Below are 12,309 nucleotides of genomic sequence, written 5' to 3'. Positions count from 1 at the left end.
AGTTATAACCTCTCTTTTAAAAGCATAAAAGCCTCTGCTGCCTCGTAGCCAGCTGCCGCTCCTCGTAAATATGCTAGCGATTTTATTGCTTTTACACTACGAGGAAATGGGTATTCACTAAGTTCTGATTCATATACTTTCATAATTTCAATTTTCTTTTCTAAGTGTGACGAGATGTCTACAAAAACATTAGGGTGGAAATGATTTGAATCGGGATTGATAGTAAAATCTGTTTCCGACAATGTTTCATAAGCTAGAACTTTATTGACAAATGGGTAGCGAAACCATTTTGTACAAGCTACTGTAGCATCAAAAACAACTTTGTGGTCACTATGTATATCACTTCTATAGGGCAAATATACTATATTTGGATGGAATCTATTAAAGGATTGGCTAATTTCATTAATGATATTTCCTAATGGTATACGATCTAAAGAACCGGCATCAAAATTTAATTGAAATACCTCGTCAAAACCAAACATTTCTTTTACTCGTTCAATTTCCTCTTTTCTCTTCATACGTCTACTAATTTCAAATTCATCGCCCATTTTCGTCACAATTAACCAGCAAACTTGGTCGCCCTCTTTTTTATGACGAAGTATTGTGCCTCCGCACCCAAGAGTTTCATCATCAGGGTGTGGAGTGACAATAATAACTTTTTTCATCAGTATGTTATCTCCTTTATGAGTAACTTTTTTTCAAGAGGAATTGTTGCAAGAATATCAACAATTCTCTTAGCCGCATTCCCATCACCATATGGATTGATACAATTAGCAACTTGTTTTCTATAATCTATATCAAATAAAGCTTTTTTTATTGCATTAATAATTTCTTGTTTATCATGATTAACGAACTGAACATTGTCGGCATGAAGGCGTCCCTTCTGCCTATTTCCAATATTTACGACAGGTAGTTTTAAAAATGGTGCTTCTAATATTCCCGCACTAGAATTACCAACTAAACATGATGCTTTACGCAAAAGATTAATAAATTCTAGTCTAGGTATATTTTTTTGAATATGTATAAAAGGTTTATGACTGTATTCATTGATAGCTTTAATCATTTGTTGACCGCCAGCATCAGAATTTGGGTAGCTAATAATTGTTTTATAACCTAATTCATTAATTGCTTCCATTGTTGCTTTCATTTGATCATAAGCTTGTTCAATTTCAGTTGAAATTACGTGTTGAATAACCACTAGTAATGGTTCATTATCATTAATTTCAAAATTCAACCTATTTGATAATACTTTACGCGACAATACTGGAACATCTTTAATTCTATCTAAACCTGGGTTTCCTACGTTAAAAATTCGAAAAGATTCTTCACCTAGCTTCTTTAATCTTTCTGTACTTTCTTTATTGGTAGTAAAATGAATATGAGCAAGCTTGCTGACTGCATGTCTAACTTGATCATCTACATTACCTATGACTTTATCTCCTCCAGCTACATGTGCTACCGGAATATTCATATAACTTCCAATTAAAGCTGTTGTAATAGACTCTTCTCTATCGCCAAGTACTAATAATATGTCAGGTCGAATGCGATCTGTAGTTTGGACCATTCCTTGTAACTGGATTGCAAGACCTTTTACTCTTGAAGATGCTAAATCTCCATTTATTAAGCTCTCAATTCTTTCTGCAATTTTAAATCCATCCTTCTCAATCTCTTTCACGGTATAACCGTATGCTTCGGATAAATGAGCACCAGTCACTATTAATTCTAAATCTAAGTGAGGATGTTTATCTATTTCACGATATACTGGGGTCATTAAGTCATAATCTGAACGAATTCCAGTTACAGCAACAATTTTTCTTTTTTTCATTTACTTCACATCCCAAAAACAATTAAAGCTTTCAATTTTAACAAAATCAAATTGGGCATTCAGGGCAAATTGCTCATCAATATTTCTATCACCAAAATATAAAACTGGTTTAGTAATATTTTTTAAACATTCAATGTATTCTATTGCTCGAACACTAGGTTTATAAAACTCTCTTCCAAATTTTCCAGTAAACACAATATTTTCTTCCCTAAACCAGTTTTCCAACCTCAATGAATTAAATTTTTCTTTTTGTAACTTAAAATTGCCATCTGTGATTAAAAATAATTGATGCTCTTTTGAAATTTCATTTAAAAATTTTTCTACATTTTTATTTAATCTTAAAATTGGTTTAAAATTTCTATATATATTTAAACAATCATCTATTAATTCTTCTGTAGCAATTCGCTCAACTTGTTCGATGACCTCAGAAAAAATGAACGGATAACTGCTTCCTTTCTCTTCCCATCTTTCCATCATCCAAGAGTATATGAATTCAAAACTATCAGATAGGGTATCACTTAAATATTTTGCTATACTTCCATATACTTGCCTAATGAAGATTTCTTCATCATAAAGTGTACCATCCATATCAAATCCAATTACAGAATATTGGTCCAATTGAATTTTATTCAAAGGTAAATATCTCATTATAGTACCTCATCATTTTTAACCCATACTTTACCTGAACAGGTTTTATTTCTTTGCCATAAACAAAATGATCAACCATTAGTTTAATCCAATTTTCCGTTGCTGCAAATCCTAAAGCCATTCCTCCGGCAATTCTAGGATTCACCTCAATAAACTTTAAATCTCTGCTTTCCGTTTCTATACATTGAATATTGATCGGGCCAATAAATGAAGTGCGTTCACATATTTTCTTGACCCAGTGAATAATGTCTTCATGGTATACGACAATTCCAGAAGTAGATTTACCTTCTTTAATATTCATTCTTTTTCTCGGGACAATATAGATAGGATTAGAAAATTTATCACAAAATACATCAATCGTGTATTCTGTTCCTTTAATGAATTCCTGAGATATCATTCCCGTCATATCAACAGGTTGCGTCGCTATTTGCACCCCTTTAGCCCCTCGACCATTTCTAGGTTTTACAAGCGGATATATTTGTTCTAAACTTGTATTAGGGGTAGGTATACCATTTTTTGTAAAAAAATGGTATGTCAACCACTTATCTTGAAATATTTCAATAACTTTTGGTTCAGATACGATAACTTGTATCCCTTTTTCCAACAACAAGTCCTTTCTCAGGCTCCATCCTAACACCATCTCATCAAATGACGGAATGACGATATCAACTTTTTGCTCGACTAAAGCAGCTATGATCTTATCCCATAATTCAGAATCACTTTTTAACGGCATTTGAATAAATTCATCAGCTAAATATCTTCCGTAACAATCGGGATCAATATCTGAAGCAACAGCTATACAATTCGCCCCTTTTACAGCTTTTATTAAATATCCTGATACTAAGCTTCCAGATGCTTCAGTCAAAATTCTCAAGGCCATCGGATCTTATACATTCCTTTCATTAAAAAACAATATAGGAAATGTTTGGATCAAAGCTAAAGCGTTCAATCTTATATTTTTTCAAATCAAACATTTCTAATAAAGCTTGTGTCTCACCTGGCCACCAAAGATTATTAATTTCATCAAAGGCAACAATTGCTCTTTACACATTCTAGGCAGAAAATATTCCAAAGCTACTTTCGTAGGCTCATAAAGATCAAAATCCAAAAACAAAAGGCTTACTAATAAATGCGGATTCTCTTCCACGTATTTCGGAATTGTCTCCGTCGCATCTCCCTTTACTAAAAATACCTTTGGGAATTGATTTAAGTAACGATTATCATCAAATTCCTTTATTAATTCTTGTAATTCTTCATAAACATCATGTTCCGTACTAAATCCACCAACTTGCAGTTCCTTATTTTGTTTACTTTCAACACTTGTTCGGTCTTCATTTGCTATATGACAAAAGCCTTCAAACGTATCAAAACCAATAATTCTTCTATGCAGTGCGTAAGGTTCTAATGCAGCGGATAATTTTGCCCACGCCATTACTCCGCTACCATGGTGAACACCACATTCAATAATACTTCCTTTAATATTGATTTGCTTTTTAAACAATTCATAACGGGCTAAAAACCTCACTAAATTTTGCCGATGTACATATTTTTCAAAATGGTTAAATTTTGTATCAATCGACTACTTATCTTTTGCGGTCATTGAGTTATCCTCCAAAATAGATTTTTTTATTTTCTCTTTAGGACAATGTGATATCGCGAATGATAACCTTGAGCAAGACAATTTTCATGTTTGATCTGTTTACACTCCACAATCTCAAAAAAGGCCAAAAATAACTTCTCTATCTTCGAAAAGTTAAAATAAGACTGAACAGTACCTTGTTCATGTTCTGTTGTTACAATTTCTTCTCCACAATATTCTCTATACTTAGAGGAATGGTCTCCAGAAATTAAATCGCAATAAAAAAGGCCACCTTTTATTAATACTCTTGCAACTTCTTGAACTGCTAATTTCGCATTTTCGAATCTTATACTATCCAATACTCCATGGGTAATTACATAATTAAAAAAGTGATCCTTCCAAGGCAGGTTACATATATCTCCCTGTACAATTTTTTCATCCACATCTACCATTTTGTTTTGCTTTGCCCATTTTCTTGCAAAATTAATCGCTACTTCTGACAAATCAATTCCGTACATATCCAAATTCATATCTAAACCATATATAAGATGTCTACCAATCCCGCAACCCAAATCTAATACTTTCGGATTACCAGAATAGTTATGTACATCAATAAATTCATTTAATCCGACCCTTTTTCGTATATATTTTGAGGTAAAACGAATGACCTCTTCGTTTGGATAAAAAACAAAATTATCTTTATTTTTATAGGATTTTTCCCATTGTTCTTTAAGAGAATTATTCATTAGAAGCCCTCCAACAAACTCATGCTGCTAGGAATATTGATAATTTTTTGATACAATTTCTCGGTCATACTTAAATCCATCATTGGATTATCTTTATACATTTTTAATTGATGAAGAGGACGCCAAACAGGTCTAGACATAATACCAGAATCATTTAGCACCTTAAGCAATTCATCCCTCTTTAATTCAAAAGGTTCTTCTATTATTAATGTATTAAGCCAATAATTGCTTTTAGAAAAGTGTGTTTCTTCAAAAAAATGTATTCCCGTAATATCACGAAGTGCTTCTATATACTTTTTGGCGAGCTCTCTCTTTTTCGTTAAAAATTCAGGTAACTTTTCTAGCTGAGCACACCCTAAAGCTGCGTTAATATTTGGCATTCGGTAATTATAGCCGTGCATATCATGAACATATTCCCAACGATGAGGAATCTTCGCCGTGGAAGTAAGATGCTTCGCTAAATCAGCGAGTCTATCATCGTTTGTGACAATAGCTCCCCCTCCACCAGTTGTAATGATCTTGTTACCATTAAAACTAAATGCGGAAACTGTACCAAAGACTCCAGTGTGTTTTCCTTTATAGTAAGACCCTAGTGACTCAGCAGCATCTTCCACTAACACTAAGTGATATTCATTGCAAACTTCAATCAATGTTTCAATGTCAATCGGATGTCCAAATGTATGCATTGGCACAACAGCCCTAATTCGTCGTCCAGTGAATTTGTTATAACACACACCATTTTTTATATCGGCAATTTCATACAAATATTCATTTAGTTTATATGGATCTAAACCTAAAGTTCTTTCCTCTACATCAACAAAATGAGGGATAGCACCGCAATAGACAACTGCATTAGCCGTTGCAATAAAAGTTAAAGCGGGAACCAATACTTCATCATTTTCTCGAACCCCTAGTATTTTTAAAGCAATATGCAAAGCAGCTGTACCATTAACAACAGCTACTGCACGTTTTGCTCCAATAAACTCTGCTAAATTTTTCTCGAATAATTCCACATATCTACCTACTGATGATACCCATCCTGTATCAATACAGTCTTTTACATATTTCCATTCATTCCCGACAAAGCTAGGTTCATGTAAAGGAATGAAATCTTTTTTGGGAAGTACTTCTTTTAATTTTCCCACGATTAAGGTTAATTTTTCTTCATTCATCATATGTTATATACATCTGCCTTATATTTAGATAAGTTGTTTTCGTTTGTAAACCATTCAACTGTTTCTTTTAAACCTCTTTTAAATCCGTCTTTTCCACCATATGCAGGCTCCCAGCCAAGAAGCCGCATTGCCTTTTGATTGTCCGCCCACAATCTTTCTACTTCACTTTTTTCTGGGCGAATCCGAACATCATCAGTTTCAATTTCGAAATCGACCCCCATTACCTCAGCAATTAGTTTCGCTGTCTCACCAATGGATACTTCGAAGTTACTGCCGATATTGATGACTTCACCGATTGACTGATCATGATTCATAACAGAGATAAAGCCATTTACCGTATCTTTTATATAATTAAAATCACGTGTTGGGTGAAGCGACCCAAGTTTGATTTTTCGCTTGCCTGATGCAATTTGAGTAATAATCGTCGGGATAATGGCACGTGCCGACTGCCTTGGGCCATATGTATTAAAAGGTCGAATAATCGCGACAGGTGTTTCAAACGAACGATAAAAAGCGATTGCCATTTGGTCCGCTCCAATTTTAGAAGCAGAGTATGGAGACTGTCCTTGAAGCGGATGATTTTCATCAATAGGTACGCATTGTGCCGTCCCATACACTTCACTTGTAGATGTATGAACAACTTTTTGAATATCTAATTCTCGTGCTGCTTGAAGAACGTTTAACGTCCCCTTAATATTCGTATCGACATATGTGTAAGGTGAATGATAAGAATAAGGAATTGCAATTAAAGACGCTAAATGTAGGACGACATCGCATCCTTTCATCGCCTCTTTTACACCATGCGGATCGCGAATATCTCCGGCAAATACTTCTAATTCTTTTTTTATATTTTCTGGTGAGGTGTCTAGCCATCCCCAAGAATTAAAAGAATTGTAATAAACAAAAGCTTTCACATCATATCCTTGACGAATAAGTTCTTCTGTTAAATGTGAACCAATAAATCCATCAGCACCAGTAACTAAAATTTTCAATGCTGCATCATCCCTATTTAATTAATTTTGATATCAAGTCTAAAAAGTTAATATTTTCCATATTTTTAGCACTATTGGCTAAATGCTCACCTGCTACATAAGGAGCACCTTTTATCATTGCTCCGGTATATGATGTATTTTTAAAGTGAACTGACGTTGTTTGTTGTATTTTTTGTTCGATCCATTTTTTAAAGACCAACCAACTTCTTGATGTAGTTACTCTTTGATGATTGTTTGCTTTAACTGCGAATGTTGATTGATATAGTGAAACCGTTTTATTAGAAGTTGAATGAGTAGAGTGAGATTGATTCCCTTTATAGGCCAAATCCTGTCCAAAAAAGACGATTTCCGCAAATCCCATTTTAAGTAAAACATCTAAACCAGTTGTTGCAACTGAGCCACCAGTTTGAATCAATGGAATCTGATGTTCTTTTGCATATTGCTCTGAAAGAGGATACCCTTCTTGAAACAAAATAATTTTAGGTCCTATCCAATGTCTGACCACTTCTTTATTAACCGTAGCAAGAAAAAGTAATGGAATTTGGCTGGTTACATCCTTTATTTGCTCAAACACAAAATGATGCGGATCAGATATCACAATTGCATCAGGTTCAATCTTTTGATGTAATAAGGTTTTATAGGCAGCACCAACACAAAATAAAAAGTATTTATTTTTCAATTGCCGCAAAACATCAGTATTATCATCAAGTGATGGTCCAGCCGCCACTAATGCAGCTTTTTTGCCTTCAAATTGACCTAAAAGTGGACCGATATGTGAGTCAAACAACTGAATATTATTTTGAAAATTCTCCTCCATAATATTTTTCATTCTTAAGATCGACATTTCTTTGATTTTTATATCTTCGAGTATTTCCTTCAATTTGCTATTTGATATTGTGCTAATCCATGATTGAGGAATGATCCATTTAATATTTAGACCATCTGAATCTATACTTCTAATAAATTCCTGAATTTGTGTTGGATTATTAAGAATAATAATTCGGACATTTTCATTACTTAAAATTTTTGTTAAATCAACATGATACATTGCTGCTTGAATCGTTGATATCTCAGTATCAATTACAAAAATTTTTTTACTTGGTTCCTTAACCATCAACTGTTCGACATGATATCCGAGACCGAAACCAAATAAACAATATATATTGGCCAAAGAATCAATTTGAGAATCAATAAACTTCGATACTTCCTTTATCGGATCGTATCGACTGTATAAGTAATGGTTATTTTTCCTCAAGGTCAAATGGCCATTTTTTGCTACTTCTATTTCAATATCGTTACTATAATTAGACCTATTCGCAAAAAGTTGCTGTTTCAATACTTTATCCTTTATCGATTGAACATTTTTAAGATACAATTCCAAATTGCTATTCCCCTACTTTTTTAAACCGCTTTTCTTTTATTTCTTCAAAAAATGGTTGAATTTCGTATTCAAACATATCGGCGGTAATAACATAATCTTGTCTTTCCAAACCTTCATTAATTTCTACAAAAAATTTGTTAATCTTACTTGGGTCGATATCAATATAGTAACGATGCTCTCGCATTAATACAATCACTTGCGTCAACCAGCTAACGCCTTCACTAAATTGCACAATTAACTGCATCGCTTCACCAATTTTATCTTCGCGCAAATAATCAGCAATTGTTGAAGCTCCTTCTACTACTCTTTGAATATATTGATAAAAATTTTCTTGTGTTTCGTAAATAATATCTGTCATCTTTCTCCCTCTTTTTCCATCGAAATAATTTTATTCCTAATTTTTTCCTTTAATCGCATGAAATAAGATTTTGAATCGATTGCAGCTTCTTGTATACGTGAATATAGATCCTTGGAACGAGCAAATACTCTTTGATACGATTCTTTTTCCGTTTCATTTTCTTTCGGCAGATAGTTATTAAACGTATCTAAAATGATAGGTTGAACAATTAATGACATCATTCCTTCATCTAAAATCGGCTTTAACTGTTCATCAATTTTATCTAACTTTTTTAAGATTTTCGCTTCAAATGCCGTATCAGAAGCATTTCTTTTCAACAACAGAACTGCTTCTTCAACAAGACGCTTTACTTTATCATGCAGTTTTATTTCGTTTTCAATTCGAATTAAAAACTCTTTCCATTCTTGAATATCTTTGTGCGGATAGGAATCTATATCAAACATTGTTACACTTTTATTAGTAATTACATATCTTTCGCAAAACTCTCGGAAAGAAGTTTGTTGATAGCCATCCAGCTTAACTCCGCCTTCTGTACAATTATAAATTCTTTCAGGCTGTGAAAAAGTTTGAATTAATTTTTCAAAATTATACTTCATTGTTAAAAAAGCATAATCTGTTAATACTTGGTCACCATAATATCCCTCTGTATAGAACATTCTTCTTTCTTTAATATATGTTTCATCAATTTTTTTAAAATTTTTGTTATGTTCGGCATGAGTCTTGTTATCAGTATATGCTAAATCTTGACCAATAAGGGCAACAGGACCAGTGGAAATACTATGCGCAATATTTAAAGCAAAACTGGCTACAGAAGCACCTCCTAAAACATCAGGTACTTCTTTATTTAATAATTTTTCTGCATAAGATTTTAAAGATTGGTGAACTCTTGGAACAAACATAAACGATCTTTGATTTAGCTTTTCTAAAATTTTTTCATGATGTGACAGAGAATAAATCACTTTTGTTTTTTTCAACTTTAGCGATTCAAAATGCTTATAGTTACTAAAATTCCCATCTATTGTTACAACAAAATCAGGTTCAATATCATAATTAACCAGAGTATTAATAGTAGAACCTGAAGCAATTAATAGTACATGCTCTCTAACGTTTTTTAATAATGGAATTTGTTTCGTTAATGAAGGACCACCGGATGCCACTACCACCGGAATATCATAATAATGTTCCAAAGTATGTAAAGGAATATCATCAAAACCATAAAATAAATTCAAAATAAAATTTTGTTGCCACTCTTTAGAATACGCTTTAATTGTATTATCATTTACTTTTTGTACATATATTAAGTTTTTAACGATATTTAATATTTGGTGATATTCACTTGGGAACAATTTATCATAATTTGGCGAACAAATCACTTGTACCCGGTTACTAAATTGGTTGGTTAAAGAATCAAATAACTTTTCGAAATTTTCAAATTTACTTCCTTCTATGAGAATTGTTCTTTTCAGTACATGATTTTTATATAATTGATTTTCAATTAATGACTTCAGTGGTTCAACAATAATTAAAAATTCTTCTTCGCTCATTTTTTTGCTTAATGATTCAGCAATATAACCAGAACCGACACCAAATAAAATGTGTAAATGATGTTTTTTATAATAGCGCTCAGCAAATCTTTCCGCTTCGCGAATCGGGTCATATTTGCTATGTAGATAATAATTGATCACTTTATGGATACGTTGTCCACTCTTTGCGAATTCTTCAATGATTTTGTACTCTTTCAACTCATTATTCATTTTTAGCACCTCAATAACAATATCGGACAAAGTAACAATTTCTGAATAAGAGAGAGAAAAAAAAGTGGAATACGAAAAATTACTATCGCTAAATCCTAAACAACAAAACTTCTCACTCTAATACAAAAAAAGGAAAGAGACCTTAGATTTCTCACGGTCCCTTTCCTTTTGACTAAACAAAGATTATTGAAGTAATTGAAGTACTCCTTGTGGCTGTTGGTTTGCTTGAGCCAACATAGATTGTGCTGCTTGCATTAAGATGTTATTCTTAGTGAATGCCATCATTTCTTTCGCCATGTCAACGTCACGGATACGAGATTCAGCAGCAGTTAAGTTTTCTGCAGTTGCACCAAGATTGTTAATTGTGTGCTCTAAACGGTTTTGAACAGCACCTAGCTTAGAACGTTCAGTTGATACTTTTTCAATTGCATTATTAATAGAAGTAATCGCATTATTTGCACCTGTTACTGTACTTACTGCAAGAGAAGCAATACTTAAAGCACTAGCGTCCATATTTGCAATTGATAAAGTGATAGATTGACTACTGTTTGCTCCAATATGAAATGCTTTACCATTGAATGAACCATTTAATAGTTTTTGTGTATTGAATTCAGTATCTCCTGCAATTCGATTAATTTCGGAAACAAGGGCATTAATTTCATCTTGAATCGCGGTACGGTCAGCTGTTACGTTTGTGTCGTTTGCTGCTTGTACTGCAAGCTCGCGCATACGTTGAAGGATGGCATGAGTTTCGTTTAATGCACCTTCTGCTGTTTGGATTAAAGAGATGCCGTCTTGGGCGTTTTTAGATGCCATTTCAAGACCGCGGATTTGACCGCGCATTTTTTCAGAGATCGCAAGGCCTGCTGCGTCGTCGCCAGCGCGGTTGATGCGGAAACCTGAAGATAATTTCTCAAGGTTTTTCGCTGCTTGAGAGTTGTTAAAGCCTAATTGACGGTGCGTGTTTAACGCTGAAATGTTGTGTTGAATTCTCATTCTGAGATTCCTCCTTGAATTTTCGTCACTCTACATCCTTGTAGTTTTTTAGCAAGTTTTGGTCGGCCGCCCTTTTCTTGCCTTACATTTTTTATATCGACTTTATTGATGAATAGTTTAATAGTTTTTTTGATCTATTTTACGATTTTTTAATTGCTGTAATAAACTAGAAGAAATATTAGCTGCTTGTGTGTTTTCGTTTTGGATGGAGATGTAAATTTCCTTTCGATAAATGTCTATGTCTTTCGGAGCGTTAATACCGAGTTTAACTTGTTCTCCTTCAATCGCTAGTACTTTTATTTCAATGGAGTCACCGATCATGATTGATTCGTCTTTTTTACGAGTGAGAACAAGCATTACTATTCCCCCTTCCCTATCGATTCTGATAACGGAAATCGAATTGGGTAGTCGGTGTCATGGAGAATGAGTTGTTTTCCGCACTTCGCCTTTACATTAACAATAATCGGTGCTTTTAAGTTAATTGTTGAGTCAGTAAACGGCTCTTTTAATGTCATAATGGCAAACGTCAGGCAATCTTTGGGAGACTCCACTTCCAACTTCGCAATTTCTTCCTCTGGCAAATCGAATGCATAATTAGGATGGAATGCAAACGGATAAACTACAACAAAGCCGACATGGCTGTTTTCGGTCGATTGTAAAACGGCAAACGGTGAATTTTCTTCCAGCGGCAAAATGACAAATTGTTTTTCATCCTCAAAACCTGGAAGGCCATTTGGAAAATGTATAATTTGTTCTTCCTTAATTTCGACTTCCCCTAAAAACTTAGAAGTGATATTCATGAAAAATCTCCTTTCTTATTCTCATAAAAAAAGCGGTTAACCGTGACGGTACCGC

At 33.6% G+C, this 12,309-nt stretch carries 14 protein-coding genes; all 14 read right to left on the bottom strand.

The window, feature by feature from the left end:
- Nucleotides 1-2: 2 nt before the first annotated feature.
- Nucleotides 3-665, bottom strand: coding sequence for a PIG-L deacetylase family protein (locus PB1_RS08855; RefSeq protein ID WP_003351994.1), 663 nt, complete (start codon nt 663-665; stop codon nt 3-5).
- Nucleotides 665-1,825: a UDP-N-acetylglucosamine 2-epimerase gene (neuC, locus tag PB1_RS08850; RefSeq protein WP_003351993.1), complete on the bottom strand. Its 1,161-nt coding sequence runs from the start codon at nt 1,823-1,825 to the stop codon at nt 665-667. The genes PB1_RS08855 and neuC overlap by 1 nt, the downstream gene beginning before the upstream one ends.
- Nucleotides 1,826-2,473: an HAD family hydrolase gene (locus PB1_RS08845; RefSeq protein ID WP_003351992.1), complete on the bottom strand. Its 648-nt coding sequence runs from the start codon at nt 2,471-2,473 to the stop codon at nt 1,826-1,828. It abuts the gene before it with no gap.
- The gene (locus tag PB1_RS08840) at nt 2,451-3,353 is read right to left on the bottom strand and encodes an ATP-grasp domain-containing protein (protein ID WP_003351991.1); all 903 of its coding nucleotides are present in this window, start codon (nt 3,351-3,353) and stop codon (nt 2,451-2,453) included. Before PB1_RS08840 ends, PB1_RS08845 begins: the two co-directional genes overlap by 23 nt.
- Nucleotides 3,354-3,449: 96 nt before the next feature.
- Nucleotides 3,450-3,998, bottom strand: coding sequence for a TylF/MycF/NovP-related O-methyltransferase (locus tag PB1_RS08835; RefSeq protein WP_202946737.1), 549 nt, complete (start codon nt 3,996-3,998; stop codon nt 3,450-3,452).
- A gap of 101 nt (nt 3,999-4,099) precedes the next feature.
- Entirely contained in the window at nt 4,100-4,798 is a 699-nt protein-coding gene (locus PB1_RS08830; protein ID WP_003351989.1) for a class I SAM-dependent methyltransferase, read from the bottom strand.
- Nucleotides 4,798-5,973, bottom strand: coding sequence for a LegC family aminotransferase (locus PB1_RS08825; protein WP_003351987.1), 1,176 nt, complete (start codon nt 5,971-5,973; stop codon nt 4,798-4,800). The genes PB1_RS08830 and PB1_RS08825 overlap by 1 nt, the downstream gene beginning before the upstream one ends.
- Nucleotides 5,970-6,965: an NAD-dependent 4,6-dehydratase LegB gene (locus PB1_RS08820; protein ID WP_003351986.1), complete on the bottom strand. Its 996-nt coding sequence runs from the start codon at nt 6,963-6,965 to the stop codon at nt 5,970-5,972. Before PB1_RS08820 ends, PB1_RS08825 begins: the two co-directional genes overlap by 4 nt.
- A gap of 13 nt (nt 6,966-6,978) precedes the next feature.
- On the bottom strand, nt 6,979-8,346 hold the full coding sequence (locus PB1_RS08815) for a motility associated factor glycosyltransferase family protein (RefSeq protein ID WP_003351985.1): 1,368 nt from the start codon (nt 8,344-8,346) through the stop codon (nt 6,979-6,981).
- Nucleotides 8,347-8,350: 4 nt separating this feature from the next.
- On the bottom strand, nt 8,351-8,704 hold the full coding sequence (locus tag PB1_RS08810; protein ID WP_003351984.1) for a hypothetical protein: 354 nt from the start codon (nt 8,702-8,704) through the stop codon (nt 8,351-8,353).
- Nucleotides 8,701-10,458, bottom strand: a complete 1,758-nt coding sequence (locus tag PB1_RS08805; RefSeq protein ID WP_003351982.1) for a motility associated factor glycosyltransferase family protein — start codon at nt 10,456-10,458, stop codon at nt 8,701-8,703. Before PB1_RS08805 ends, PB1_RS08810 begins: the two co-directional genes overlap by 4 nt.
- A gap of 183 nt (nt 10,459-10,641) precedes the next feature.
- Nucleotides 10,642-11,454: a flagellin N-terminal helical domain-containing protein gene (locus PB1_RS08800; protein ID WP_003351981.1), complete on the bottom strand. Its 813-nt coding sequence runs from the start codon at nt 11,452-11,454 to the stop codon at nt 10,642-10,644.
- 117 nt (nt 11,455-11,571) lie between these two features.
- Nucleotides 11,572-11,811 carry a carbon storage regulator CsrA gene (gene csrA / locus PB1_RS08795; protein ID WP_003351980.1) on the bottom strand — a complete coding sequence of 80 codons (240 nt, stop codon included), beginning with the start codon at nt 11,809-11,811 and terminating at the stop codon, nt 11,572-11,574.
- Between the two features lie 2 nt (nt 11,812-11,813).
- Nucleotides 11,814-12,254, bottom strand: a complete 441-nt coding sequence (gene fliW / locus PB1_RS08790) for a flagellar assembly protein FliW (protein WP_003351979.1) — start codon at nt 12,252-12,254, stop codon at nt 11,814-11,816.
- Between the last annotated feature and the right edge of the window lie 55 nt (nt 12,255-12,309).

This window comes from Bacillus methanolicus PB1, from assembly GCF_000262755.1.
Lineage (GTDB): Bacteria > Bacillota > Bacilli > Bacillales > Cytobacillaceae > Bacillus_Z > Bacillus_Z methanolicus.
Note: the sequence above shows the minus strand (reverse complement) of the source record. Positions and strands in the feature narration are given on the sequence as shown.

Excerpts from the sequence above, each read along its gene's own strand:
- PB1_RS08830 (WP_003351989.1), bottom strand. The coding sequence starts at position 4,798 with ATGAATAATTCTCTTAAAGAACAATGGGAAAAATCCTATAAAAATAAA.
- PB1_RS08845 (WP_003351992.1), bottom strand. The coding sequence starts at position 2,473 with ATGAGATATTTACCTTTGAATAAAATTCAATTGGACCAATATTCTGTA.
- fliW (WP_003351979.1), bottom strand. The coding sequence starts at position 12,254 with ATGAATATCACTTCTAAGTTTTTAGGGGAAGTCGAAATTAAGGAAGAA.
- PB1_RS08855 (WP_003351994.1), bottom strand. The coding sequence starts at position 665 with ATGAAAAAAGTTATTATTGTCACTCCACACCCTGATGATGAAACTCTT.
- PB1_RS08825 (WP_003351987.1), bottom strand. The coding sequence starts at position 5,973 with ATGATGAATGAAGAAAAATTAACCTTAATCGTGGGAAAATTAAAAGAA.
- PB1_RS08810 (WP_003351984.1), bottom strand. The coding sequence starts at position 8,704 with ATGACAGATATTATTTACGAAACACAAGAAAATTTTTATCAATATATT.
- csrA (WP_003351980.1), bottom strand. The coding sequence starts at position 11,811 with ATGCTTGTTCTCACTCGTAAAAAAGACGAATCAATCATGATCGGTGAC.
- neuC (WP_003351993.1), bottom strand. The coding sequence starts at position 1,825 with ATGAAAAAAAGAAAAATTGTTGCTGTAACTGGAATTCGTTCAGATTAT.
- PB1_RS08840 (WP_003351991.1), bottom strand. The coding sequence starts at position 3,353 with ATGGCCTTGAGAATTTTGACTGAAGCATCTGGAAGCTTAGTATCAGGA.
- PB1_RS08800 (WP_003351981.1), bottom strand. The coding sequence starts at position 11,454 with ATGAGAATTCAACACAACATTTCAGCGTTAAACACGCACCGTCAATTA.
- PB1_RS08805 (WP_003351982.1), bottom strand. The coding sequence starts at position 10,458 with ATGAATAATGAGTTGAAAGAGTACAAAATCATTGAAGAATTCGCAAAG.